General features: G+C 56.7%; 24 protein-coding genes. 13 read left to right on the top strand and 11 right to left on the bottom strand.

Going from position 1 to position 25,879, the window contains the following annotated elements; genetic code table 11:
* Positions 1-80 precede the first annotated feature (80 nt).
* Positions 81-1,505 carry an aminobutyraldehyde dehydrogenase gene (gene patD, locus IMQ56_RS15050; protein WP_196063949.1) on the top strand — a complete coding sequence of 475 codons (1,425 nt, stop codon included), beginning with the start codon at positions 81-83 and terminating at the stop codon, positions 1,503-1,505.
* A gap of 35 nt (positions 1,506-1,540) precedes the next feature.
* Here patD and IMQ56_RS15045 read toward each other — a convergent pair whose 3' ends face one another.
* Genes IMQ56_RS15045 through IMQ56_RS15035 form a run of 3 tightly spaced genes read right to left on the bottom strand, consistent with a single transcriptional unit; the run spans position 1,541 to position 2,434 of the window.
* Positions 1,541-1,723: a DUF1869 domain-containing protein gene (locus IMQ56_RS15045; RefSeq protein WP_003856955.1), complete on the bottom strand. Its 183-nt coding sequence runs from the start codon at positions 1,721-1,723 to the stop codon at positions 1,541-1,543.
* Positions 1,724-1,726: 3 nt separating this feature from the next.
* Entirely contained in the window at positions 1,727-2,080 is a 354-nt protein-coding gene (locus IMQ56_RS15040) for a DUF1971 domain-containing protein (RefSeq protein ID WP_003856958.1), read from the bottom strand.
* A 27-nt stretch (positions 2,081-2,107) separates the two neighbouring features.
* Positions 2,108-2,434: a DUF1971 domain-containing protein gene (locus IMQ56_RS15035; protein WP_023303799.1), complete on the bottom strand. Its 327-nt coding sequence runs from the start codon at positions 2,432-2,434 to the stop codon at positions 2,108-2,110.
* A gap of 243 nt (positions 2,435-2,677) precedes the next feature.
* On the opposite strand from IMQ56_RS15035, the gene IMQ56_RS15030 reads away from it, so the two are divergent.
* Together IMQ56_RS15030 and IMQ56_RS15025 are read left to right on the top strand one after the other, a co-directional pair.
* Entirely contained in the window at positions 2,678-2,851 is a 174-nt protein-coding gene (locus tag IMQ56_RS15030) for a GhoT/OrtT family toxin (protein WP_003856960.1), read from the top strand.
* Positions 2,852-2,937: 86 nt separating this feature from the next.
* The gene (locus IMQ56_RS15025; RefSeq protein WP_023303798.1) at positions 2,938-3,696 is read left to right on the top strand and encodes an alpha/beta hydrolase; all 759 of its coding nucleotides are present in this window, start codon (positions 2,938-2,940) and stop codon (positions 3,694-3,696) included.
* A gap of 33 nt (positions 3,697-3,729) precedes the next feature.
* Here the strand turns inward: IMQ56_RS15025 and IMQ56_RS15020 are convergent, their stop codons facing one another.
* Genes IMQ56_RS15020 through IMQ56_RS15010 form a run of 3 tightly spaced genes read right to left on the bottom strand, consistent with a single transcriptional unit; the run spans position 3,730 to position 10,224 of the window.
* Complete coding sequence (locus tag IMQ56_RS15020) at positions 3,730-5,904, bottom strand: virulence factor SrfC family protein (protein WP_196063950.1); 2,175 nt, start codon at positions 5,902-5,904, stop codon at positions 3,730-3,732.
* A complete protein-coding gene (locus IMQ56_RS15015) occupies positions 5,901-8,882 on the bottom strand; it encodes a virulence factor SrfB (RefSeq protein ID WP_196063951.1) in 2,982 nt (993 codons plus the stop codon). Before IMQ56_RS15015 ends, IMQ56_RS15020 begins: the two co-directional genes overlap by 4 nt.
* A 4-nt stretch (positions 8,883-8,886) precedes the next feature.
* Positions 8,887-10,224 (bottom strand): SrfA family protein, encoded by a 1,338-nt coding sequence (locus IMQ56_RS15010; RefSeq protein ID WP_196063952.1) that lies wholly within the window; start codon positions 10,222-10,224, stop codon positions 8,887-8,889.
* A 282-nt stretch (positions 10,225-10,506) separates the two neighbouring features.
* Here IMQ56_RS15010 and IMQ56_RS15005 point away from each other — a divergent pair, with 282 nt between their 5' ends.
* Positions 10,507-12,105 (top strand): ABC transporter substrate-binding protein, encoded by a 1,599-nt coding sequence (locus IMQ56_RS15005; protein ID WP_196063953.1) that lies wholly within the window; start codon positions 10,507-10,509, stop codon positions 12,103-12,105.
* Between the two features lie 101 nt (positions 12,106-12,206).
* Complete coding sequence (locus IMQ56_RS15000) at positions 12,207-12,440, top strand: YdcY family protein (protein ID WP_017382275.1); 234 nt, start codon at positions 12,207-12,209, stop codon at positions 12,438-12,440.
* Positions 12,441-12,443: 3 nt separating this feature from the next.
* Here IMQ56_RS15000 and IMQ56_RS14995 read toward each other — a convergent pair whose 3' ends face one another.
* Positions 12,444-12,893, bottom strand: a complete 450-nt coding sequence (locus tag IMQ56_RS14995) for a DMT family transporter (RefSeq protein WP_196063954.1) — start codon at positions 12,891-12,893, stop codon at positions 12,444-12,446.
* Complete coding sequence (locus IMQ56_RS14990) at positions 12,890-13,408, bottom strand: GNAT family N-acetyltransferase (RefSeq protein ID WP_015570449.1); 519 nt, start codon at positions 13,406-13,408, stop codon at positions 12,890-12,892. The genes IMQ56_RS14995 and IMQ56_RS14990 overlap by 4 nt, the downstream gene beginning before the upstream one ends.
* Positions 13,409-13,556: 148 nt before the next feature.
* On the opposite strand from IMQ56_RS14990, the gene IMQ56_RS14985 reads away from it, so the two are divergent.
* From IMQ56_RS14985 to IMQ56_RS14975, 3 genes are all read left to right on the top strand, one after another.
* Entirely contained in the window at positions 13,557-14,132 is a 576-nt protein-coding gene (locus IMQ56_RS14985; protein WP_196063955.1) for a helix-turn-helix domain-containing protein, read from the top strand.
* A 66-nt stretch (positions 14,133-14,198) separates the two neighbouring features.
* Positions 14,199-15,233, top strand: a complete 1,035-nt coding sequence (locus IMQ56_RS14980) for an NADP-dependent oxidoreductase (RefSeq protein ID WP_047051056.1) — start codon at positions 14,199-14,201, stop codon at positions 15,231-15,233.
* Between the two features lie 259 nt (positions 15,234-15,492).
* A complete protein-coding gene (locus IMQ56_RS14975; RefSeq protein ID WP_090278474.1) occupies positions 15,493-16,161 on the top strand; it encodes a GntR family transcriptional regulator in 669 nt (222 codons plus the stop codon).
* A gap of 121 nt (positions 16,162-16,282) precedes the next feature.
* Here IMQ56_RS14975 and pqqU read toward each other — a convergent pair whose 3' ends face one another.
* On the bottom strand, positions 16,283-18,400 hold the full coding sequence (gene pqqU, locus IMQ56_RS14970; protein ID WP_196063956.1) for a TonB-dependent receptor PqqU: 2,118 nt from the start codon (positions 18,398-18,400) through the stop codon (positions 16,283-16,285).
* Positions 18,401-18,646: 246 nt separating this feature from the next.
* Here pqqU and IMQ56_RS14965 point away from each other — a divergent pair, with 246 nt between their 5' ends.
* Positions 18,647-19,708, top strand: a complete 1,062-nt coding sequence (locus IMQ56_RS14965; protein ID WP_196063957.1) for a YncE family protein — start codon at positions 18,647-18,649, stop codon at positions 19,706-19,708.
* Positions 19,709-19,800: 92 nt separating this feature from the next.
* Here the strand turns inward: IMQ56_RS14965 and ansP are convergent, their stop codons facing one another.
* Together ansP and IMQ56_RS14955 are read right to left on the bottom strand one after the other, a co-directional pair.
* Positions 19,801-21,297 (bottom strand): L-asparagine permease, encoded by a 1,497-nt coding sequence (gene ansP / locus IMQ56_RS14960; protein WP_194302598.1) that lies wholly within the window; start codon positions 21,295-21,297, stop codon positions 19,801-19,803.
* A 327-nt stretch (positions 21,298-21,624) separates the two neighbouring features.
* Positions 21,625-22,515: a LysR family transcriptional regulator gene (locus IMQ56_RS14955; RefSeq protein ID WP_196063958.1), complete on the bottom strand. Its 891-nt coding sequence runs from the start codon at positions 22,513-22,515 to the stop codon at positions 21,625-21,627.
* Between the two features lie 112 nt (positions 22,516-22,627).
* Here IMQ56_RS14955 and IMQ56_RS14950 point away from each other — a divergent pair, with 112 nt between their 5' ends.
* The 4 genes from IMQ56_RS14950 (at position 22,628) to IMQ56_RS14935 (ending at position 25,866) form a co-directional block, all read left to right on the top strand.
* Positions 22,628-23,026, top strand: coding sequence for a cupin domain-containing protein (locus tag IMQ56_RS14950; RefSeq protein ID WP_015570456.1), 399 nt, complete (start codon positions 22,628-22,630; stop codon positions 23,024-23,026).
* Positions 23,027-23,097: 71 nt separating this feature from the next.
* Positions 23,098-23,637, top strand: a complete 540-nt coding sequence (locus IMQ56_RS14945) for a shikimate kinase (RefSeq protein ID WP_023303788.1) — start codon at positions 23,098-23,100, stop codon at positions 23,635-23,637.
* Positions 23,638-23,746: 109 nt separating this feature from the next.
* The gene (locus IMQ56_RS14940) at positions 23,747-24,748 is read left to right on the top strand and encodes an LLM class flavin-dependent oxidoreductase (RefSeq protein WP_047056841.1); all 1,002 of its coding nucleotides are present in this window, start codon (positions 23,747-23,749) and stop codon (positions 24,746-24,748) included.
* Positions 24,745-25,866 (top strand): amidohydrolase, encoded by a 1,122-nt coding sequence (locus IMQ56_RS14935; protein WP_017382285.1) that lies wholly within the window; start codon positions 24,745-24,747, stop codon positions 25,864-25,866. The genes IMQ56_RS14940 and IMQ56_RS14935 overlap by 4 nt, the downstream gene beginning before the upstream one ends.
* The last annotated feature ends 13 nt before the right edge of the window (positions 25,867-25,879 follow it).

Raw genomic sequence — 25,879 nt, 5'->3', positions numbered from 1 at the left:
TAACGTGACGTTGTCACGTTTCTGCCCGCCAGAACGTGTGCTGACAGCGAAAACAATGTCGATTTCAACAGGACGATGCTATGCAAAATCAATTGCTGATTAATGGTGAACTGGTGACCGGCGAAGGTGAGAAGCAGGCGGTTTATAATCCTGCCACGGGTGAAGTGCTGCTGGAGATTGCTGAAGCGTCGGCAGCACAGGTGGACGCTGCCGTCCAGGCTGCCGATCGCGCGTTCACAGAGTGGGGACAAACGACGCCGAAAACGCGCGCCGAATGTCTGTTGAAACTGGCTGATGTGATAGAAGCCAACGCTGACGCGTTCGCAAAAGTGGAGTCCCTTAACTGCGGGAAACCGCTGCACTGTGTTCAGGGAGATGAGATCCCGGCCGTGGTCGATGTGTTTCGCTTCTTTGCCGGGGCCGCCCGCTGCCTGAACGGGCTGGCTGCCGGAGAATACCTCGAAGGACATACCTCAATGATCCGCCGCGACCCGGTTGGCGTTGTCGCCTCTATTGCGCCCTGGAACTACCCTCTGATGATGGCGGCGTGGAAGCTGGCGCCCGCGCTGGCGGCGGGAAACTGTGTCGTCATCAAGCCGTCTGAAATTACCCCGTTGACGGCGCTGAAGCTGGCGGAACTGGCGAAAGATATCTTCCCGCCAGGCGTGCTGAACGTGCTGTTTGGTCGCGGAAAAACCGTAGGAGATCCGCTGACCGGCCACGAAAAAGTCCGTATGGTTTCTCTCACCGGCTCTATTGCTACCGGAGAACATATTATCGGGCATACCGCATCTTCAGTTAAACGTACCCATATGGAATTGGGCGGAAAAGCCCCGGTCATTGTCTTTGACGATGCAGATTTGGATGCCGTGGTTGAAGGCGTGCGTACGTTTGGTTTCTACAATGCTGGTCAGGATTGTACCGCAGCCTGTCGTATCTATGCCCAGAAGGGGATTTACCCCGCGCTGGTCGAAAAGCTGGGCGCAGCCGTTGCCAGCCTGAAAATGGGCGCGCCGGACGATGCGTCAACCGAGCTGGGACCGCTCAGCTCCGCAGCGCATCTTTCCCGCGTTTGCGCTGCCGTGGACGAAGCCAAAACCCTTGGACATATCCGCGTCGTCACCGGTGGCAGTAAAAGTGAGGAGGCAGGATATTACTTCCAGCCAACGCTGCTGGCCGGGGCGAAGCAGGAAGATGCGATCGTCCAGCGAGAAGTGTTTGGCCCGGTGGTCAGTGTGACAGAATTTGAGGATGAAGCGCAGGTGCTGAACTGGGCTAACGATTCGCAATACGGCCTGGCCTCGTCCGTCTGGACAAAAGACGTCGGACGCGCCCATCGCCTCAGCGCACGGTTGCAGTATGGCTGCACCTGGGTCAATACCCATTTTATGCTGGTGAGCGAAATGCCGCACGGCGGGATGAAGTTATCCGGTTATGGCAAAGATATGTCGGTCTACGGACTTGAGGATTACACGGTAGTCCGGCATGTCATGATCAAACACTAAACCCTCATGCCCGGCGCAGTGCCGGGCGATTCAGCTTACCAGCCACAGACCTCGTGTTCATTTTCCGTATCGTAGGCGCGAACGGTGTTCACCAGATCCTTCACGACATCTGCCGCGACGTCCGGGATCAACAGCTCCATTGGCGCTTCTGTTTCATAATCCACCGACACGCCGTTGCTGTTGTTGGTGACGGTCACGGTATAGGTAGCCTTACCCATTATCTACTCCTTATGCGTATTGACCACTTTACCGATGCCCGCACCGCTGAGCGTGACGGCAGGATCCGCAAAAAAGTCGATATTAAAATAGGTGTCGTCGGTCAGTAGCTCAATGCGGTGCCATTTTTGCGGTGGGGAGATGCCAAAAGAACCGGCCTCAATAACCACTTCCAGATCGGGCTCGGTGGCGTCGCCATCGGCAAAGCCAAAGTAACGCACCGCACCCTGCATGACGGACAACCGACCGTACACGCCGGCTTTGGTGTTGTGATGGGTAAAAAGCGCTTTTGGGGCGGTCTCTTTATTCCAGAACGGCGTCGAGCGGGTATGAACAAAGTTTTCAGGAATACGTAACATAATAGTTTCCTTCATGTTGGCGGGCGCTTAAAGGGACTTAAGCACCTCAGGTTCAACAAAGAATTCAATATTGAACAGGGTGTCGTCGGTCATCACCTCAATGTGGTGCCATCTCTCTGGCGGGAAAACGCCGAAACGACCCGCTTCAATGACGAGCTCGCTGTCAGGCTCAGAGGTAAATTCATCAGCATAGCCCAGATAACGCACTGCGCCACGCATCACCGACAGGCGAGGGTAAACGCCCGGACGCGTGCCCGTATCCAGGTGGCGTTTAAAAATGCCGGCGGGGGCCGTTTCTTTGTTCCAGAAAGGCGTGGAACGGGTGTGAATGCAACTCTGCGGAATGCGTAGCATGTTTCCTCCCTTAAAAGCCTGCTGGTATTAAACTGCTTTCTGAGGGGATGGATTTATCAAAAAGTGCATTTAATATGCATCTTATCAATAATAACCGTTTTGCTTTACCCGGCGTTGTTACACAAGGTACTCAGTTGTTATTATCCTTAGTATTTAAGTGGTTATGATGTAACGAAAAAACTTGATCTGTGTCAACATATGACGCATATTGCGTGCGGTTATTTTTCGGCTCAGGTAAACAGAATGACGTTGTATCAAAAGATGTTGGTGTTCTACGCAATCATGGCCTCCATCTGCGCATTAATCACCTGGTTCCTGTCTAAAGATCGTAAACGTATTCGCCTGCTGAGCGCATTCCTGGTGGGTTCCACCTGGCCGATGAGCTTTCCTGTTGCCCTGTTGATCTCTCTTTTCTGAAGCACGCTTCCAGAATCGGCATCCAGACATAGCATTCCATACATTGAGGCTGTATAAATATACAGTCCGTCATACATGGAGTGCTTATGATCAGTTTCTATTCGCAGCAAGCAGGCTGCACTGTGCGCTGGCAAGATCTTCCCGGTGTCGGTGACCCGGTTGTGTTTATCCACGGGTTGGGCTGTGCATCGTCGTATGAATATCCTCGTATTGTCTGTGATACCCGTTTCGGGGGGCGCAGAGCCATTCTGATCGATCTTCCCGGTAGCGGTTACAGTGACAAACCTGACAACTACCGTTATCGCACGAGCGAACAGGCGCAGGTGGTGGTTGAACTGTTAAACCATCTCGCCCTGGATAGTCTATGGCTGTATGGTCATAGCATGGGAGGGAGTATCGCGATCGAAACGGCAGCACTGTTAACGTCGCGCGTTAAGGGCCTGATAGTATCTGAACCCAATTTTCATGCGGGTGGCGGGATGTTCAGCCGAGCAATTGCGGCCCAAACGGAACAACATTTTCTGGCTCAGGGCTATGATGACATGCTGCGGGCGGAAACGTCGCCGTGGGCTGGAAGCCTTCAAAGCAATGCCCCCTGGGCCGTCTGGCGCGGCGCAACAAGCCTGGTCGAGGGCGTTAAACCTGACTGGGCACACCTGTTCTTGTCATTGAGCTGCCCGGTAATGTTAGTTTTTGGTGAGCGATCCCTGCCTGATGACGATTTTAATCGCCTGCAACAAAACAATGTTGCTGTAAAAATTATCCCTGATGCGGGCCATTCAATGTCCTGGGAAAACCCGTCAGCGTTGGCTCAGGCTTTATCTGGCTTCATAAACGGCTCATGAAGGGGTAGCCCGCATTGCTGCGGGCTGCAATGATTAAGACAGCAGGGCAGACAAGGCTTTCCGCGCAGCAGGCTGAACGTCATACGGGCACTGATAATCCACGTTTTCAATCGCGCGGGTGTAGAGCGCAACCAGCCAGTCATAAACATAGGCTGTCGCCGCATGGACAGGCTGCTCGCCAAGTCGGGTAAGACGGGGAGAAGCGCTGCTCACAACTGGCGTCACAAAAATTGGCTGACCTTTGCGGATCCGGCTTGCAGGCCGTTCAGAAACGGGCGTCATTTCATAGCCAAGCCAGCTAATGAAATTGCCTGTCGCGGCATGCAGCTGCGCGGCACTGCTTTTATCTTTTTCTGCAATGCGTTGCAGTTGCAGCGGCAGATCCAGCCGGTAGCTGGTAACGATCAGCACATCCGCAATCTGCTGTAATACCTCTGCGTCCAGGCCCAGACGGGCAGCCGCCGCGTCGTTGCGACTCCACTGACGAAGATGGTTAACCCACACGTTATGGGCCAGCCGCGCCTTGTCTTTGGTCTGCAACGCGCCTGGATTTTCCTGCGTCTCTTCCGCAAACAGATCGATAACATCGTTAAACAGGCCGTTGACCTGTTCCTCACGAGGCTGGTGAACGGTCAGCAGCGTCTCAAACGCGTTTAACGGCGGCAGAAGTCCCTCAAGCAGTTCACCATGACGAGCGGCACTGCCTTGCAGCGTTCGGACCATTTTTTCGGCCTGTGCCCGCCCTGCGCCTGGCTCCTGAGTGAGAGGCGCGACATATGGGCGAATCAGCGTCGACAGCGACTCTTGTAACAGCCTTTTCAGCGCGCGGAGACGCTTCTGGCGCTGTGCCGGCAGGGTAGCCTGCGACAGCCACTCAATCACCCGCTGCATGCTGTGGGTATCGAGCGCCTGGAGCGTGCCCCAGCGCAGACCCGGCTGGCCCAGCAATTGCTGCACCGCTTCGTCCAGATTCTGCTTTGTGGTAAACCGCGCATCATGAGGGGTAATGGCCCAGACCAGCCCCGGCAATGCGGATTCTTCAACCGGCTGCGTCTCTTTGACCCAGTTTTGCAGGAGCCTTGCCGTTTTCGCGGTCTGCTGGTGGTGCGCCGTCGCATTGCAGATAACCAGGACATCCGGCTGAATGTGCTGACGATAATGTTCCAGCAACCACAGGCATTTTGCCTGCATCATCAGCGGCGTGTTTTCCTCAGAAATGGCAGGGATATCAATGACGTCAACGTTATCCAGCACGCAGTTCTCAACGGGCAGCACCACTTCGCGGGTCAGAGATGCCAGTACATCGACCGGCAGGCTAATGGCGTTAAGCAGCTCGCCGTTTTTTACCGGATGAAGCAGTGTTTCCTGTGCTTCCGGCACGGTAAACGCCCCGTGAGTAAGGAAGCCTTCGCAGGGCAGACCAAAGCTGTCCACCAGCAGACTCAACGGCGCCGCAAGCGCGCTGGCATGGCTGGTTTGATGCAGCACCTGGGCGAATTTAAGCCACTGCTGGGTTAACTCCTGCTGCTCACCCCACAGCAGAGACCAGACGCTGGCGCGGGTGCTGAGATCAAGCGACGGAACCAGCAGGGCAAACTGGTGCCACAGGGCATCATCAATATGCTGCTTAGCGCCGGGTACTACGCTTTGCCAGAACCGGGCAATGGTCGCGACTTCCCGCGCCGTCATTCCCGGCACGCTCTGCGGTTGACGCAGCGCCCGCCACTTCTCAAGCCGGGCTTCAATCACCGATTTATCCACCGCGCGGATCTGCGGATCCAGCGTGGTGCGCGCGATAAACAGCTGCACCAGCTCGGCCTCCGTTACCAGGCGCAGGCGCAGGGGAAACGCGTCGTCTGCGACCTCGCGGGACGCTCTGCTGAAACGCACGGCCATGTTGGTCGGTGCATGCCCGGGGTTAATATGCGAGAAGTAATCAAACGTGCGTTGACCCGGCGTAACGTTCAGCCGTTCGTTGCCGCTGCCGCACAGGGCGGCCAGCAGGTGCGCTTTTGCGGCCTGCGAGTGGCCGTATAAGCCGATGCTGCCCTGGCTGACAAAGGCGCGATCGAGCGCCTCTTCACGCGCGCTTACTGCGTTAAGGCGGGCAAGCAGTGCGTCGGCTTCGTTATCCAGCATCGGGGCGTGCTGTCGCGTCTCGTTGATCCACCCGATTAAGGCCTGAGTGGTGGCAGTCGTCGCAGTCATTTGAGGTATACGCTCCCGCTGTCGATCCAGTAGTGGCTGCCGCTGTGTCGGCGATCGGCCAGAGTATTCAGTTTAAAGGTCAGGGCATCCGGCGGCACGGGCGTGCCGTCCTGTAGCCAGGCATCACTCAGCTCGAAAGATTCCGGGCCTTCCTGCTTAGTGTCGCCACGCAGCTTCAGACGCACGTTCAGTACGCCGTCGCCCGCAATGGTTTTCGCCAGCTCGGCTGAGTTGATGCTCAGGGTATAGAGCGGCGTCGCGGGCCAGCGGGCATTGGCCAACTGCCGGAAGCCGAGCGTAACGTTGCCGCGCAGCGGGAAGTGCAGACGGGCGTCCAGTTTCGCGCCGGGTTTATCGAGGTCGATATCGTGATACCAGACGTTCTCGTCCCGCAGGGTATTGATCGTGTTATCCAGCACGCCCAGATAGCGCACCGTAGAGTACGCGCCGATATCCGCTGCTTTAAAGTTAAAGCGCGGCAGACGAAGATCCAGCGCCAGGCTACAGAGCATCGCTCCCACCGCAGCGGTGGATTTCGGGTTGCCGATCCGTCCCTGCTGGCTGAACGGATACCATTCATGAACCTGGTATTTATCCAGCCAGACGATGCGGTTGACGGGCACCGGTTGCAGGTGGCGAATCAAGGCCTGAACGCCCGGCAGACAGCCCGGCCGTCCCGTGATCAGCAGGATATCGCAGCTGTAATGAGAGATCGCCTCACATACCGCATGAAGCGGGGCGGCAAGCGTGAACTGACCCGCCAGCATGGCGTCCCGCATCTCCCGGAAGCTGACGTGCAGCGGTACGCTGAACAGATCAAAGTGTTCTGAGCCGGCAGGCAACGCATGGTCGATCGCCTGCTGGAGATAATTCATCACGTTGCGCGTCGGTTTTTGCGCAAGCAGATCGCCAAAGGTGGCATGCAGCCCGGCCAGCGGATCGTCAACATCGCTCGATTCCCACGCCGCCAGGATCGCGTGACCGATCGGCATAAAGAGCTGAAGCGCCGTCTGCTGGCGCAGGACCGCCTGGGTATCGATCCGCCCGGAGTCACCGAACAGGGATGCCATCAGCTGGGAGGCATCGGCTATGCCGGATTTCTGAAGCTGGGTTTGCAGGGCGGGCAGAACGTAGCGCTGGATCACGTCCAGCAGCGTGTCGTCACCGGCTACCTTAAACCCTTCGCGGAACAGCAGCTGCGGGGTGATTTTGACGTTATTCCCGGAACCATCATCTAACTGATAGTGCGTGATGGCCATATCCGTCGTGCCGCCGCCGATATCAATCGAGGCCACGCGCAGCGCACGCCCCGGCTGGACGCCAGGCTCAGGCGCGCGATCCGGACGGGCGAGGGAGGCGAAAAAGGCCTCGGTCTGGCCACCAAAATGGGAAATGGCTTCGTTATACAGCCACACCAGCTGGCCGCAGCTGGCCTCGTCCCACTCCATCTGGATCTCAGGGACCGGCACCACGCTTTTTTCCTGCTGCTTGCGGCTGGCAAAATCTTCATCCTGCGGGTGCCAGCCCATCGCTTTCCAGACGATGGCGATGGCTTCGAACATGCGGCGACGGAAAATCTCGCGCTCCTGTTTCGGCATCGCCGACGGCAGGGTGAGGATCAGCGTCCGCAACTGGCGGGGAGAGGCCGGGAAGCCGAGCCGCAGGCGGGTGGCCACGCTGTTAATCTGGCCAAGCGCCTGAGCCAGCAGCTCGCAGAGCATGTGCGTCATCAGGGTGCTGCGGCTGTACTGCGGAGAGAACACCGGCAGGCGCTCATCCTGCGGCAGCGTAAAGAGCGGTTCCCCGTCGTCGTTCATCAGGTTCATCAGCGGAAACGCAGTTGCCAGCGGTTCGCGCTGGGTTTTGCTGTTCATCTGGCTAAAGCGCCAGTCCTGCACCACCGGCGTCTCGTCCCACAGATAGCGACGCGGGCTGGAAATGCCGCTGTTGCCTTCGGTGCCCAGACGCTGCATTGCCAGCTTACGCGCTTCATCACCCACGCGGACAATCGACGGCCAGACGAATGCATCCTCCCGGCCGCTTTCCACCGAGAAGTGTTGCTTGCCAAAACGCGCTTCGGAAAACTCAAGACGGCTGGTAAACAGCGGCTCATTCAGGAACTGCGGCTCACTCAGCGATCGTACCTGAAGTTCAGCCGTCTGACGCAGGCCGTCGTTGGCATCACCATGATCTTCAATAATCACGCCGCAGGTGTGGGTGTTGCCTACGTCAAGGATCAAATCGACAGGAATAGCAGGGGTGCTCAGGGTATGGGTGACAAACTTCACTTCCGGCACGGTGAGTTGTTCACCGAGCATGGAGAGCAGGTTGAGCCAGTGCGCCTGATATTCAAAGCTGCGCATGGCCTGATGCAGCTCGCGCTCGGAGCGTTTTTCAACCCCGTCGGCAAACTGCGTGAAGGCTTCACGGAGCCAGCCGTCAATCCAGGTCTGGTCGAGGAAACTTTCAACCTCACTGTCGCGCCAGGCGAGCGCGAAACGTGTGCCGTTCAGGATATCGTTTTCAACCGGCGACAGGGCAGACGTCGCATGCTCTGCAATCTGGCTGTCGAGCGCGACGGTGACCCGGTGCGTATTGCCAGCTGCGTCGGGCGTGGAAAGCTTTCGTACCTGGACGCGCGCCCAGTTATCCGGGCCTTCAACAAACGTCCGCGGCGGGTTAAAGCGCAGGAAAGGGATCGGCAGCCAGACGCCGTCCAGCACGGTCAGGGAGTCATGCAGTGGAATGGTGCTTTCAGGCTTGACCACTTCCGGCTGCCCGCCATCGGTGGCAGGGAGCGTGTACCGGCCGTTAACCAGGTCAAAATCCAGACGCAGCAGCGGGCCATTTGCCGTTTTACGCACGAAACGCCCGTTGCTGGCGGTGTCCTGCGGAGTCAGGCCAAAATCGAGAAACTGCACGCCGCTGTTAGCAATCAGCGTCACGCTCTGTTTATAGTCGCAAAGATTAACCAGCATAGGATCAGACACCTGCTTTCTTGAACGTCAGAGGAACGACGGTGTTGGCATCGTAACGTGCGGTGCATTCCGCCACATCGCTGGCACCTGCCTTACAGGTCACTTCCGGCATCGGATAGCGTGAACCGTCGGTGCAACGCGCGTTTCCGCGCGTTTTGATCAACAGCTCGCCGTTGCTGTGTAATCCGGAAAAGACGTCTACCCGGCAGACAATGTTGTCGCCATGCACGACCCGGGCGAAACCTTTATTGTTCTGGATCTGGTAGCGCAGCGACGGCGGTTTGCCGGTGAGCGGATCCTGCACATCGAGAAACGCGCGCCAGGTGCCGTTCAGGAAGCGCGTTAACCCCGCTTTGACCTGGTTTGCCTCCATCACCATCGCATCTTTCGGTATCGCGGTAATGACCACCGGTTCGGCTGCCGGGGCAGGCGTTTTCACCTTCGGCTCTACCACTTCGGCCTGGTGCAGCGGGAGTTTCAGTTCAAGCGGCTCAACCGACTTTATGGGGGCCGGAGCAATGGCGACGGGTACTGGCGCTGGTGTGGCAACAGGCGCTGCGATTGGGGCCTGTTTTGGCCAGAGCAGCGGGGTGGCGATGGCTGCAATAATGACGGCGGCAACCGGCAGCAACCACAGGGGGGAGCGACGTTTTTTCTGTATGGCCGCCGGTGCGGGCTCTGGCGGCGCGGCGTTCATGCGCACCGGCTCTGGCGTATACAGTTCATCGTCGGTGATACGGACTGTAGTCACAGGCGTGATAAGCGGCGCGTCGGCCTGCTCAAAGGTCACCACCGGGGCCGGTTCTGGCTCCGGTTCAGGTTCAGGCTCGTTAATCACCACTGGCTCAGGTTCAGTGACCAACGATTCGCGCAGGCAGTCCAGCACGTCGTCGCGCGCGTTTTCGTTAAGGTTGACGAAACCCCAGAAGCAGAGCACCGGTTTGCCATCCACCAGGAAAACAAAGTTTTCACCGGGAAACTGAAAGGCTTTTGAGAGCAGAGAGCCAAACAGTTGCTGCGCCGTTTTCGGTGACTGAAGGCATTTTTTACTCAGCGACTCCACGCTGGCGAGCGTGTTTTCCAGATAGCGCAGGGCGCGATAACGATCATCTTCATCCGCCGCCTTCCAGCTGGAGACGGTTCCCTCAACCGGGGAGTACCAGTCAACGCGATCGCCGCCGTCGTTGACCTGGGGGATGGCCAGGCAATCAACGATAGCCTGCTGTTTGCGCAACCGAAGCGCTTCGCGGATTTGCAGCGCTGATTCAAAAACGGCCTGTCCGCCGCCGCCAACGGCCTGAAAATCATCCAGATTACCGCTGCGTAAAAGTGTTTTTGCCACGATTTGGTCCTGTAGACTTTTTCACGCCATTACTTTAGCGAATCAGGTAAGCAAGCAAACGGCTGAGGAGACGGCAAAAGGGACGATTTCTTGCGGCATTGATCGTGACGGTTGTGCTTGACGAATAATGGACCTTAAGGCAAATCGGTTTCTGCGGGCTGATGCTAAAACCAGCGAAATGTACGGCTTTAGAATAACCTGATAGTGATTCGTTATTTGTCAGGCCAAAACGTCTGTGCTGTTATTACTGTTCACTATAATAAAACCGAAAGGGTAATAACCATGTCTACAGGGAAAACCGTGCTGGCCCTCGCGCTCAGCGCGCTGCTACCGGCAAGCGCCGCATGGGCGGAAAACAAAGACACCATTATCTACTGCTCCGAGGCGTCGCCGGAGTCGTTTAACCCGCAGATCGCCAGCTCTGGGCCCTCATTTGTCGCCAGCTCGCAAACGCTGTATAACCGTCTGATTAACTTCGACCCGGTAAAAAACACGCCGGTGCCTTCTCTGGCCGAGTCGTGGACCATTTCGCCAGACGGCAAAACATACACGTTTACCCTGCGTAAAGGGGTAAAGTTCAACAGCAATAAATACTTCAAACCGACCCGTGATTTTAACGCTGATGACGTTATTTTCTCCGTTATGCGTCAGAAAGACCCTAAGCATCCCTATCACAATGTTTCCCAGGGTAATTACGAATACTTTAATGACGTGGGCCTCGACAAGCTCATTCAGGATGTGAAAAAGATCGACGATTATCACGTTCAGTTCACGCTGAGTGAACCCAACGCGGCGTTCCTCGCCGACTGGGGAATGGACTTCGCCTCGATCCTCTCTGCCGAGTACGCGGACGCGATGCTGAAAAAGGGGACACCTGAATATGTGGACACCTGGCCAATCGGCACCGGCCCGTATGTGCTTCAGCAGTACAAGGTGGATTCGCTGATCCGCTACGTCGCCAATCCGAACTACTGGGAGGGTGAGGTGCCGACCAAACACCTGATCTTCTCCATCACGCCAAACGTTGAGACGCGTCTGGCTAAGCTGCAAACGAACGAGTGTCAGATCATTCCTGCGCCGTCGCCGGTGCAGTTTGAAGCGATCAAGAAAAACAAAGACCTGACCCTGCACTCGGTGGATGCGCTGAACGTGGGGTACCTGGCGTTCAACACGGAGAAAAAACCGTTTGATAACGTGCTGGTGCGCCAGGCTCTGAATTACGCAACGGACAAAAAGGCCATTGTTAACGCGGTCTTTATGGGGTCTGGTACGGTCGCTAAATCGCCGATCCCGCCGAACATGCTCGGCTTTAACAAAGACCTGAAGGATTACGGCTACGATCCGGAAAAAGCGAAAGCGCTGCTGAAGCAGGCGGGTCTGGATAAGGGCGCGGAAGTGACCCTCTGGTCCATGCCGGTTCAGCGTCCGTACAACCCGAACTCGCGACGCATTGCGGAGATGATCCAGGCTGACTGGGCGAAAGTGGGCGTGAAGGCGAAAATCGTCTCATACGAGTGGGGGGAATATCTCTCCGGCATGCGTAAAGGCGAGCATGATTCCGCGCTGTTCGGCTGGATGTCTGATAACGGCGATCCGGACAACTTCGCCGATGTGCTGCTGGGTTGTAACAGCATCAAAACCGGATCTAACGCCGCGCGCTGGTGTGATAAGGGGTATGATGAGCTGGTGCAAAAGGCCAAACTGACCAGCAACCCGGATGAACGTGCGAAGCTGTATGGCCAGGCACAGGAGATTTTCTACCAGCAGGCACCGTGGATTGCGTTAGCTAACGGCAAAACGTTCTATGCGACCCGCAGCAACGTGACCGGGTACAGCGTGAGTCTGATGGGCAGTGACTTCTCGAAAGCGAAGCTGAACTGATCGTATTCTTGCCGGGTGGCGGCTATGCCTTACCGAGCCTACATTTAGCACCCGTAGGCCCGGTAAGCGTAGCGCCACCGGGCACGTGAAAAGGAGTGACAATGTCACATTTAAACGATGTTATCGCCCGCGTCGATGCCGCCATCGAAGAGAGCATAATTACCCACATGAACGAACTGCTGATCGAATTAAGCGACGATGCAGAGCTCAGCCGTGAAGATCGCTATACCCAGCAGCAGCGCCTGCGTACCGCGATTGCGCATCATGGTAAGCAGCATAAAGAAGAGGCGGAGGCGCGCCATGCCCACCTCACGCAGGGTGGGACTATCCTGTAAGGGTTAAAACTGGCGCCGTGCCACCAGCCAGGCGCCGACCACCAGCATCACTGCGCCGCAGACCGGGCCAACCAGCGCCCGCAGGGGGACACCGTTGCTCTTGAGGATGTCCATCACCAGGCCGCCAATCAGCTGGCTTGCCACCAGCACGGCAATGGTCGTTGCCGCGCCCACATTCTGATACCCGCTAATACTGGCAAAGACAAAAAATGACCCCAGCAGGCCGGGGATCAACGTCCACCAGCGCACCGTTGACGCCAGTTCGCTAAACCCCGCCAGGCCATTTCTCATAAGCAAAATGCTGACAAACAGCACAATCCCCACCAGCGAGTTCAGCAGCATGGCGATAAGAATGGTGGAAGAGGATTGCGTAATGCGCACCATCAGGGTGTTTTGCACCACCAGCCCAATCCCGGCGGCCACCAGAAACGCTAACGTCAACGATTGATTCATGGCAGAGCATCCGGATCGCTGCGCTCATCGAGCTGGAGTTGCATAAAGGTTAAATCCAGCCAGCGACCGAATTTGGTTCCCACCTGCGGCATATTTCCGGTGGTAACAAAGCCCAGGGTTTCATGCAGATGAATCGACGCCTGGTTCTGCGCCTCGATACCGGCAACCATCACATGTTTACCAATCTGGCGGGCTTCCTTGATTAATTCCGTCATTAGCAGTCGACCAATGCCTTTGCCCTGGTGATCGGGATGAACGTAAACCGAGTGCTCCACCGTATGGCGAAAACCGTCGAACGCTCGCCAGTCGCCAAATGAGGCGTATCCCGTCACAACACCTTCTTCTTCACTGACCAGCACCGGATAACCCAACAGCGTACGCGCCTCAAACCATGCAATACGGTTATCGGTGTCGACAGTTGTATCGTTCCAGATGGCGGCGGTGTGCAGCACCGCATGGTTATAAATTTCACCGATAGCGGCACAATCTTCTTTACAGGCATGACGAACAATCATGGTTAACCTCTGGCTGTGTTGTTCACTATAGTAGTACGATTCACTCACAATATTACACAGTTCTTGTATTGCATCGCTACGACAAAATCCCTATTTTTTTGTCAACAAATTGCCCCGAATAACCATCCGTACACTATAGTATGACGTCATGAACACAATGACAGACAATATGAATCAACGCATTAGCGCCCGTATACGCCTTGAACGCGAGTCGCGGGGCTGGTCATTAAGCGAACTGGCCGAACGGGCAGGTATCTCACGCGCCATGATCCATAAGATTGAACGGGGTGACAGTAGCCCAACGGCGACGCTGCTTGCGCGGTTATCCGGTGCCTTCGGTATTAGCATGTCTACGCTCATTGCGCGCGCGGAAATGCAGGAGGGCAAACTGTTACGTCTGGCGAACCAGCCCGTCTGGCGCGATCCGCAAACCCACTATTTGCGTCGCCATGTGTCGCCGCGCAGCGATATGCCTATCGACCTCGTCCAGGTGGAACTGCCCGCAGGCAGCGATGTGCCGATGCCCGCCTCCTCTTATGCGCTGGCGCGACAGCTGATCTGGTTGCAGGCAGGTGAACTGGTCTTTCTGGAGGGGGATACCCGCCATGAAATGAAGGCCGGAGATTGTCTGGAACTTGGGCCGCCGAACGACTGCCGGTTTATCAACGAAACGGATGAATCGTGCCTCTATCTGGTCGTGCGGCTTAATCAGTCCGGCTTATAATGCAAAGGCGATCCGCAGGATAACGTGCCAGACTTGAATGACATTTTCAGCACTAAGGAGCGATGAATGAGTCAATCAACTACGCAAAACCGACGCTGGGTACTGGCTTCCCGTCCACACGGCGCACCGGTTGCCGAAAATTTCCGCCTGGAAGAGCAGCCGATCCCCACGCCCGCAGAGGGGCAGGTGTTATTACGCACCGTATGGCTCTCGCTTGATCCGTACATGCGGGGCCGTATGAGCGATGCGCCATCCTATTCACCTCCTGTCGAGATTGGCGCGGTGATGGTGGGCGGCACGGTAAGCCGCGTCGAGACCTCCCGCCATCCGGATTATAAAGAGGGCGAGTGGGTTCTGGGCTACAGTGGCTGGCAGGAGTATGAACTTTCCGACGGGAAAGGGCTGGTCAGGCTGGGCGAAAACCCGTCGCACCCTTCATGGGCACTCGGCGTGCTGGGGATGCCGGGCTTTACCGCGTATATGGGGCTGCTTGATATCGGTCAGCCTCAGGCGGGGGAAACGCTTGTCGTGGCGGCAGCCACGGGGCCGGTCGGCGCAACGGTGGGGCAGATCGGTAAAATCAAAGGGTGCCGGGTTATCGGTGTGGCCGGCGGGGAGGAGAAATGCCGTCATGCGGTCGACGTGCTCGGTTTCGACGCCTGTCTGGATCACCATGCGGATGATTTTGCCGAACAGCTGGCGAAAGCCTGCCCGCAGGGCATTGACGTGTATTATGAAAACGTCGGCGGTAAAGTCTTTGACGCCGTGCTGCCACTCCTGAATACCTCCGCGCGCGTGCCGGTTTGCGGACTGGTCAGCGGCTACAACGCCACCAACCTGCCGGAGGGTCCGGATCGCTTGCCGCTACTGATGGGGACCATCCTCAAAAAACGCATCCGCATGCAGGGCTTTATCATCGCTCAGGACTATGGTCATCGTATCGACGAGTTCCAGCAGGAAATGGGACGCTGGGTGCAGGAAGGCAAAATACACTATCGCGAGCAGGTCACCGAAGGGCTGGACGCGGCGCCAGAGGCGCTGATTGGGCTGCTGGAAGGGAAAAACTTCGGCAAGGTCGTGATCCGCGTGGCGGCGGACTAAACAGAGCATCGGTTATGGCGGGCAAAGTCCGCCATAATTATTTGTGAAGATACGATATATTGTCTTTAATTAATCCATAAGCATTGCGCGCCATCGGCCCAGCTGAGCCAGAAGTGGTAAACGTAATATTAATTGAACAATTTTTATTTTAACGCGCGCCCTTCATACCAGGCATGACGATACAGGATATATCAAACCGGCGATGTTTTTTTAAACAGTCGCTGAAAATGGCATTTTGTTTTGGCTACGGGAATTAAACATGCTTGATTTGGAAAATCTGGAAAAAGCACAAAGAATCAGTCTGACGATGCAAGTTGAGAACAGTTTAAAGGGAGCGTTAATTACGGGCTCATTAAAACCTGGGGCTCGACTCATCACGAAAGAGATTGCCGATAAATTAGGCACCAGCATCACACCGGTGCGCGAAGCCCTGCTGCGCCTGGTGTCGGCGGGCGCATTACAGGCCACGCCTGCTCAGGCGTTTTTGGTGCCAGAGGTTACGCTGGAGCGTTATAACGAAATTAACGCCATCCGAAAACAGCTTGAGCCAATGGCCGTTGCGGCGGCGTGTCAGAATATGACCGAAACCAAACTGGATACATTACGCGCGCTGTCAGATAACTTCAGCACCGCCATGCATCAGGGCGACGTGCAGAAGGCGATCCATGCCAACCGCGTGTTCCGGTTTACGCTCTATCAGTATGCCGAAATGCCGACCCTGAACTCCCTGATTGAGCAGCTCTGGGTACGGATTGGTCCGTGTATCAACTACCTGCACGAAGAGATGAAAGATATCCCTGCAACGACCTATCATTATGCCGATCTGCTTTCTGCGCTTGAGCAAAGGGACGTGCTGGCCAGCCGGGAAGCGATCGACCGCGCCATTGATGAAGCCAATATCCTCCTGCAACGGCAATACTACAGTTAAGGATCGCACTCGCGCACTTATTTGTTTATTCGTTTTAAACTTCCCTGAGTATATTCCCGGCGCTTCAGGCTACCGGGAATGATGTTATTTTTACCGGCAACGTGCGCTGCCGGAGAATGTTTTACTCAAAGCGATAAGAGACTGACAGGCCCACGCCATAGTTACGGCCAGGGGCGGGTTCGTAATAGCGATTGTAGCCAGCGTTAACAATCTCTGAACCGACGTACTCTTTATCGAACAGGTTATCGACGCGACCAAAGATGTCCATTCCCCATTTGCCGTAATTGAGTTTATACCCGGTATTCAGACCGACCACGGTATAAGAGGGCGCTTTGGCGGTATTGGTGTCGTTTGCCATCACGTCGCTCATGTAGCGGGCATCTGCCCCCGCGTACCAGCCTTCCTCAGGCTCCCAGCCAAACGACGTATACCCCATGTTACGGGCAATCCCCGGCATCCGGTTGCCGCTACAGTCTGCATTGCTACAGACGTTGGTACGGTAGGTCGCATCGAGATAGGTCCACGCCATTTTCAGCTTCCAGTTCTCGGCAAACTGCTGGTCGAGCGCAATTTCCACACCCTGACGGCGCGTTTTCCCCGCATTTTTATAGGTCGTGCGACCATCTTTGTTTTCGTCCACCACAATCTCGTTGTCGGTATCCGTGCGGAACAGCGCCGCCGTCAGGATGCCATTGCCGATGCGGGTTTTGCTGCCAATCTCATAGGTGTTGTTGGTTGACGGTTGCAGATTAATATTGAGGCCGCCTTTGCCATCAGAACGGTAGGAGAGTTCGTTGATGGTCGGGGTCTCGAATCCCCGTCCCGCCGCGGCATACAGGTTCCAGGCGTCGGTCACGGCGTATTTCACCGCACCAGCCGGGAGCCATTTATGGTAGCTGGCGTCACCGCTGTCATCGCCGTTTTGCGGGGTAATGTAATGATCGTTGGAGTCAAACCAGACGGAGCTGTAACGCACGCCCGCCTCAACGGACAGCTTTTGCGTGAGCTGCCACTGGGTTTGCAGGTAGGGATCAAGGTTCCACATCAGGTTACGTTCGTCACGGCGTTTGTTACCCTTCACGCCAAAATCCGGCACGCCGTTGTTCATCACAAAGTTTTCATACCCGCGGCGATTTTCACTCATATTTTCGTAGTTAAGGCCGGTGGTAAACGTTACCGGCACCAGCAGCTCGCCGCGGTGGGTCCAGCGGGTATCAATACCCTGATAGTGGCGCTGCATATCAATTACGCCGCCCGAATGCGCAGGATTGTCACGCTGAGTAGATGCCGGAATGGACTGGTACTGGGTCATTTCACGCTCACCGGCATACATCATCACGCTGAGGTCGTCCTGTTCGCTCAGCTGACGGTCATAGCGGATCCCGGCCTGGGTCTGCTTAATGGTCTTCCGCGTGTTGTACTGATCGCCACGGGGGGACTGGCGTGGGTTATTCTGCCACTCCTGATAGCTCAGTCCGCCCGGATCGTTGGCTTTCATGTCCACGCTGTTAAAAATCAGCGTTAGCTTGCTGACATCATCAATGCGCACGCCCAGTTTCGCGTTGGCGAGGTTTTTCCGTGCGCCGCTGTGGTCGCGATAGCCATGGGTGGTGAAGCGGGTGGTGGATACCGCATAGTCCACATCCCCCGCCTGAGTCCCGTCGCCCACCGCACCGGTAGCCTTCATGCCGTAACGCCAGGTGCCGTAGCTGCCGTAATAGCTGCTGGCTTCAATTGTGGCTGGCTGTTGTCCGGTCTGGGTGTTGATGTTGATCACGCCGCCGGAGGCATTGCCGTACAGGGCAGAGAAGGGGCCGCGTAGCACGTCGACGCTCTCAATGCTGTTGAGGTCAATGTTTGACGTCTGCCCCTGGCCGTCGGGCATGGTTGCCGGAATGCCGTCCACGTACATGCGGATCCCGCGTACGCCGAAGGTTGAACGCGCGCCGAATCCGCGAACGGAAAGTTGCAGATCCTGAGCATAGTTCTGGCGGTTCTGAATTTGCAGGCCTGGTACGCTCCCAAGGGATTCAGAAAGGTTGATGCGCGGTGTGGCATGTCGCATATCCTCGCCGCGGACCACGCTGACTGCGGCCGGGGTGTCCAGTTCGGAGACGGTTTGCGGCGTGGCGCTGACGATCAGAGTCTGTTCATCTGCGGCCATCGCACTCAGCGGGCCAAAAATGACGGGAACGAACAGCAGTGGTAGTGATGCCTTGCGGGCAGTAATAATTTTCATGGAGTAAACCGGTTAAGAAAAATTCGAACCAAATCAACTGGAACCTGTGTATATATGTTAAATCCTTTGTAAATGTTATGAAAACTATAACCGCACATTTCGTGAATGTAAGGCTTTGAAGGAAAGAAATACTCCACATTCAACTCATTAATGATTACTATTCTCATTAAAATAACGGCAAAGCGATGACTTTGCCCACCGGAAGTGATGTCAGCGGTAAATCTCCTCATTTAAAAAGGAATTGTTATGTCTTTACGTCATCTGTGCTCGCCGCGCCTGCGTGGGTCTCTGCTGTTGGGCTCTTTACTGTTTGCCGGTACGTTCCAGGTTCATGCCGCTGAAGAGATGCTGCGCAAAGCGGTCGGCAAGGGCGCGTATGAAATGGCCGTCAGCCAGCAGGAAAACGCGCTGTGGGTTGCGACGTCACAAAGCCGCAAAACCGATAAGGGCGGCGTGGTCTATCGTCTGGATCCGGTCACGCTGGAAGTGACGCAGGCGATTCATAACGATCTCAAGCCGTTTGGCGCCACGATCGATAACGCCACCCAGACGCTGTGGTTCGGAAACACCGTCAACAGCGCCGTGACGGCGATTGACGCCAAAACGAGCGAGGTGAAAGGGCGCCTGGTGCTGGACGATCGCAAGCGTAGCGACACGGTGAAGCCGCTTCAGCCGCGCCAGCTGGTGGCCGATGACACGACCAATACGGTATACATTACCGGCATCGGCAAGGAGAGCGTGATCTGGGTTGTTGATGGCGCAACGCTGAAGCTGAAGGACACCATCACGAACACCGGCACGTTCAGTACCGGGCTGGCGCTGGATGCGAAGGCAAAACGCCTGTATACCACCAATGCGGACGGCGAGCTGGTGACCATTGATACGGCAACCAACAAAATCCTCAGCCGTAAAAAAGTGCAGGATGACGGAAAAGAGCACTTCTACCTGAACCTGAGCCTGGACACTGCCGGCCAGCGTGCGTTCGTGACGGATTCAAAACAGCCAGAAGTGCTGGTGGTGAATCTGAAAGATGGCAGCGTGATGCAGAAAATCGCCGCGCCAGCATCGCTGGCCGTACTGTTTAACCCGGCGCGTAACGAAGCCTATGTGACGCACCGCGAGGCGGGTAAGGTGAGCGTGATTGACGCCAAAACCTACAAAGTGACCAAAACCTACGATACCCCGGTTTACCCGAACAGCCTGGCGCTGTCTGCGGACGGTAAAACGCTGTACGTGACGGTGAAACAGAAATCAACCCGTCAGCAGGAAGCGACCCAGCCTGACGATGTGATTCGTATCGCGCTCTAATGTGGGAATTGCCCGGTGGTGGTGCGCTTACCGGGCCTACAAAACAATGAGATTTAGGCCGGGTAAGGCGAAGCCGCCACCCGGCTTTTTTATTAACGCGAGGTTTCTTCCACCAGCGGACCGTCCTGTTTGTCATCTCCAGGATGAACCGGTGCGGTACTGTGGATTTCATTCACGCGTTTACGCACGCCGAACCAGCCAGCAATCAGCAGAACCGCCAGCAGTGGAATCGTCGCGATGGTGTAAGTACCGTTCGGGTAGTCGAAGGCCATCAGCACCAGCACGCTCAGCAGGAACAGCAGGGTAAGCCAGGAGGTCACCGGTGCGCCCGGCAGCTTGAAGCTGACGTCAGCCGCTTTTCCTTCTTTGATCGCTTTGCGCAGACGCATCTGACACACCACGATAAAGGCCCAGGAAGCAATAATGCCCAGCGCAGCGACGTTCAGCACGATCTCAAACACCTGAGACGGCACCAGATAGTTCAGGAACACGCCAAAGATATACACCACCAGCGTGGCAAGAATACCCGCGTAAGGCACCTGCTGCCTGCTCATCTTCGACATAAACTTCGGCGCAGACCCTCCCATCGACATGGAGCGCAGGATACGGCCGGTCGAATAGAGCCCGGAGTTCAGGCTGGAGAGCGCGGCGGTCAGTACCACGATGTTCATGATGCTGCCCACGTACGGCACGCCCAGCTTAGAGAAGAAGGTCACAAACGGGCTTTGCCCCGCCTGGTATGCATTCCACGGCAGCAGCAGTACCAGCAGCACCACGGAACCCACATAGAACAGACCGATACGCCAGATCACGCTGTTGATGGCTTTTGGCACCATCGTCTGCGGATCTTTACATTCACCTGCCGCCGTACCGACCAGTTCGATGGAGGCAAAGGCGAACACTACCCCCTGCACCAGAACCAGCGCTGGCAGCAGGCCGTGCGGGAAGAAACCACCGTTATCGGTAATCAGGTGGAAGCCGGTTGCGTTACCGTCCAGCGGTTTACCGGTGCCGAGGAATACGGTCCCGACCACCAGGAAGATCACAATGGCCAGCACCTTCACCAGCGCGAACCAGAACTCCATTTCGGCGAACCATTTCACGCCGATCATGTTCATGGTCCCGACAATTGCCAGCGCCCCAAGAGCGAACACCCACTGCGGCACATCGCCAAACGCGCCCCAGTAGTGCATGTACAGCGCAACGGCGGTGATATCGACGATACCGGTCATCGCCCAGTTAACGAAGTACATCCAGCCCGCGACATACGCGGCTTTTTCACCAAGAAACTCGCGGGCGTAAGAGACAAAACTGCCGCTGGAAGGGCGGTGGAGTACCAGTTCGCCGAGGGCGCGAAGAATGAAGAAAGAGAAGATCCCGCACACCAGATAGACCAGGGCGAGAGCGGGGCCAGCCATTTGCAGACGTGCGCCTGCACCTAAAAACAGACCTGTACCGATAGCGCCGCCGATGGCGATCATCTGCACCTGACGGTTGCCCATCGCCTTGTGATAGCCCTCTTCATGAGAGTTCAACCAGCGACGTTTCGCAGCATGATGATCGGCTGCGCTTTTATTGCTTGTTTTCATTGAGTTACCTGTTTGCCTGTCTGAACCATTAACGTGATAGTCCTGCCTGGCAGATGCCGAAACAAACGATTGCTTCTGCGCAGACACATGCTGCCTTTCCAGTCATTCTGTGTATGGATAAGGCAAAACATGGCGAGGCATCCTACCCGCAATTGATAAGCGACGCAAAATATAACCGTGCCGAAAGTGATGCACGTCGAAGGAAATCGTGTGGTCAGAGCAGACGGGGATCACAACGCGCTGAATCGTGGCGTTTTTTTAGGCAAAAAGGTCTGTGAATGCTGATTTAATCATCAGGTTTACTTAATAGTTACTTATAGGTAGAGACTATGAATGCCGCAGGGCTGCAATGAGTAATGCAAAGGCGGTAGTGTGCTGGCGGCGGCTCGGATAGTACAAATGGTATCCCGTAAAAACCGGACACCAGGCTTCAAGCACACGCACTAACCGGCCCTCAGCAAGGGCGTCCTGAACCGCATCTTCCGGGACGTACGCCAGCCCCAGACCGTTTTCGGCGGCATCGATGCGTTGCGGCAGGCTGTTGAGGATCAGCTGGCCGTCAACCCGCACGCGCAGCTCACGTCCGTCCCGTTCAAATTCCCAGGCATATAATCCGCCGCGTGTGGGCAGGCGCATATTAATGCAGCGGTGCTGATCAAGCTGCTCCGGCGTTTCCGGTACGCCGAAACGTTGCAAATACTCTGCCGACCCGACGACCGCCATGCGCATGTCCGGCGCAATACGAACGGCAATCATATCTTTCGCCACCTGCTCACCCAGACGCACCCCCGCGTCAAAGCGGCCATCGACAATATCAGTCAGCCCATTGTCCACCGTGACTTCAACGTTGATGTCAGGATACTGCGCCATAAAGGGTTTAAGCACAGGCCACAGCACCGCAGACATGGCGTGCTCCCCGGCGGTAAGGCGAATATTCCCGGCAGGTCTGTCGCGGGTATCACGCAGCGCGGTGAGTTCCTGCTCGATCTCCAGCAGATGGGGGCTTAAGCGCATAAAGAGTTGCTCGCCGGCCTCGGTAGGGGCCACGCTACGGGTGGTGCGGGTTAACAGACGGACTTCCAGCCTCGTTTCCAGATTGCGCATTGCGTGGCTGAGCGCCGACTGAGATACTCCAAGCTGCGCCGCGGCGCGGGTAAAGCTGCGCTCCCGGGCGACGACCATAAAGGAAAGCAGATCGTTGAAGTTGTCTTTTAACATGGCGGTTTACTCGATTTATGAAATGAATTCATGGTTCCTTTCTGATTATGCACTCTAATGCTCCCCATGGCTTTACGCTACTGTTAACGCAACAGCAAACGAGGAGTTAATCATGAAAATTATCCGTAGCGGTTCGTTACCTTCCGTTCAGGGGCCAGAGGCCTGGTTTACCGGCTGCGTGCGCATTGACGCGCCTTTCCAGGCGACTGAACCGGCAAAAGTCGGCGGCGCGACCGTCACCTTTGAACCCGGCGCACGTACCGCCTGGCATACGCATCCTCTTGGACAAACGCTGATCGTGACGCAGGGGCGCGGCTGGTTACAGGAGTGGGGGAAAGAGGCGGAACCGCTGAATCAGGGTGATATCGCCTGGATCCCACCCGGCGTGAAGCACTGGCACGGCGCAAGCGCGCAGACGGCCATGACCCATATAGCCATCGCAGAAGCCGTCGACGGGAGTCCGGTGGCATGGCTGGAGAAGGTCACCGACGAGCAGTATCCGAACGAGTAGTCTGGCGTTTCGTAAACAAATTATTAACGTTATGATTCGATCCGTTTTCTTCAGCATGTGCAGGCGGAACGGTGAAAATCAATATCATAGGCACCAGCGGAAGTGGGAAAAGTACGTTTGGCAGGCGAATCGCGGAGGCGCTGGCTATCCCTTACATTGAAATGGACAGGCTTTACTGGCGAGCGAACTGGCAGGGAACACCGGATGATGAGTTTCTTGCAACCCTGGAAAAAGCGCTCGCCGCCTCGCCTGACTGGGTCCTGGACGGGAATTACAACCGCACACGCGACGTTAAGTGGCGCGACGTCGATCTGGTGGTGTGGATAGATCGTGGGTTTATCCGCACGCTCTGGCAGGCGGTGACGCGGGCCTCCAGACGCGCCTGGCACAAACAGGAGCTCTGGCCCGGCACGGGGAACCGCGAAAGCTTTCGTCGGTCGTTCCTTAGCAAGGACTCTATTATCATCTGGACGATCAAAACCTGGCGCAGCAACCGCAAACGATATGAGGCGGATATACAAAACCCGCAGTACGCACACATTCGCTTTCTCCGCATTACCCGACGGCAGGATGCGGAAAGACTCATTACATCGCTCAAATCACGCCGATGACAGACTCTCTATTGCCGTTTTCCGGCAATCCAAATGTAAATTAATTGTTTCTCAGAGGTGAAATCCACCTTTAATAATGACGACATGTTAAGTCAAACGAGAACGCAACATGTCATGGCGAATCAGCATTCTGGATAAAAGCCCCGTCGCAGAACACGAAACAGCCGCCGATGCGCTGGCGCGAACCTTAGCACTGGCGCAACAGGCAGAAACGCTGGGTTATCACCGCTTCTGGATTGCCGAACACCACAATACCCCGCAGCTTGCCAGCCCCTCGCCGGAGCTGCTGATTGCCTGGATCCTCGGGCAAACAAAACGTATTCGCGTGGGCTCAGGCGGCGTCATGCTGCAACATTACAGCCCCTATAAAGTCGCCGAAAATTTTAACGTACTGGCCGCCATTGCGCCGGGCCGGGTTGATCTGGGCGTTGGCAAAGCGCCCGGCGGTCTGCCGCTCTCTACCCGCGCCTTGCAGCACGGCCTTAATCAGCAGGAAAAAGGCAGCTTTGCTGAACAACTGACGCAGCTCGATCGCTGGATCCGCCCTGAAAATCAGTCAGCGGAGGAGGACGTTCGCGCCACGCCGCTGCCGCCGGTGCCTGCCCGGGGGTTTCTGCTGGGCGCCAGCACAGAAAGCGCGCTGCTGGCGGCCTCCCTCGACTGGCATTTTGTCTTTGCCGCCCATCTGAACGGTGATCCTGAGCTGCTGCGCGAGGTCGTCACAGCCTGGCGTCAACACAGCGTCCGGGAGGTGATTGTGGCCGTGCAGGCCATTGTTGCCCCAACCCAGGCTGAGGCCGATGCGCTGGCGCAGAAGGTTGAAGTGTGGGGCGTGGAGCTGGCAAACGGACAGCGCGTCACCGTCGCCAGCGAAGAACAGGCCTACGCCTTTGCGCGGCAGGCGGGGAGTGAACCGGTGCGCATCGCGCGTCGGGCGCAGTCTCTGCTGGCCGGAACGGCGGCGTCGGTGCTTGAACAGCTCAACGCGTTGCATCAGCAGTGGGGGATTGACGAATTTATCATCGACACGCCGGTCGCTGATGGCGCAACGCGCGTACAGTCCCTGCGACTGCTGGCCGAGGCGCGTCTTAACAGGGAGGTTACCGTATGAGCTTTAGCGAACAACTGATTGCCTGGCGCCGTGAGCTGCACCAGAACCCTGAACTCTCTGGTCAGGAGGTCGAAACAACGGCGCGCCTGCGCGAGTGGCTGACGGCAGCCGGGATTGCCCCACTGCCTTACGATCTCCAGACCGGGCTGGTTGCGGAGATCGGCACGGGCAACGCACTGGTTGCGCTGCGCGCCGATATCGACGCGTTACCCATCGACGAGCGCAGCGGGGTGCCGTTTAGCTCCCGGCGCGCCGGGGTGATGCATGCCTGCGGACACGACATTCACACCAGCGTGATCCTCGGCGCCGCGCTAAAGCTGAAAGAGCGGGAAGCCTCGCTCAACGGTCGCGTGCGGATCCTGTTCCAGCCAGCGGAAGAGAATTTCGGCGGAGCGAAAAGCATGGTGCGGGCCGGGGCGTTACGCGACGTACGCGCGATTTTCGGGATGCATAACGAGCCGTCACTGCCGGTCGGCGAGTTTGCCACGCGCGGCGGCCCGTTCTATGCCAACGTTGATCGCTTCGTTATTCACGTGACCGGCAAAGGCGCGCATGCCGCACGTCCCCATGAAGGCAACGACGCCATCGTGCTGGCAAGCCAGCTGGTAACCGCGCTGCAAAGCGTAGCCAGCCGTAACGTCAATACGCTGGATTCGGTTGTTCTGAGCGTGACGCGCATCGCCGGGGGGAATACCTGGAACGTGCTGCCGGAAAGCGTTGAGCTGGAGGGCACGCTGCGCACGCACCGCACGGAAGTGCAGCAGAACGTGAAAGCGCGCGTCGGTGAAATCGCCGCCGGATTTGCCAGCGCCTTTAGCGCGCAAATCAACATCACCTGGTACGCCGGGCCCACCGCGCTGGTGAACGATGAGCACTGGGCCGGGTTTGCCACCTCGGTCGCGCGCGAAGCGGGATATGAAACCCGGCATGCGGAACTGCACATGGGCGGGGAGGATTTCGCGGTCTATCTGCAAAACATACCCGGCGCGTTTGTCAGCATTGGCAGCAACAGTCCGTTTGGGTTACATCACCCGGCATTTAACCCGGACGAAGCATTAATCGAACCCGCTGCCCGCTATTTTGCTCAGCTCGCGGAAAAAGCCCTGCAACACGTTTAATTAATTTGAGGTG

This window comes from Enterobacter sp. Res13-Sevr-PEC09-46 (assembly GCF_015672585.1).
In the GTDB taxonomy this organism is placed as follows: Bacteria; Pseudomonadota; Gammaproteobacteria; order Enterobacterales; family Enterobacteriaceae; genus Enterobacter; species Enterobacter hormaechei_C.
Note: the sequence above shows the minus strand (reverse complement) of the source record. Positions and strands in the feature narration are given on the sequence as shown.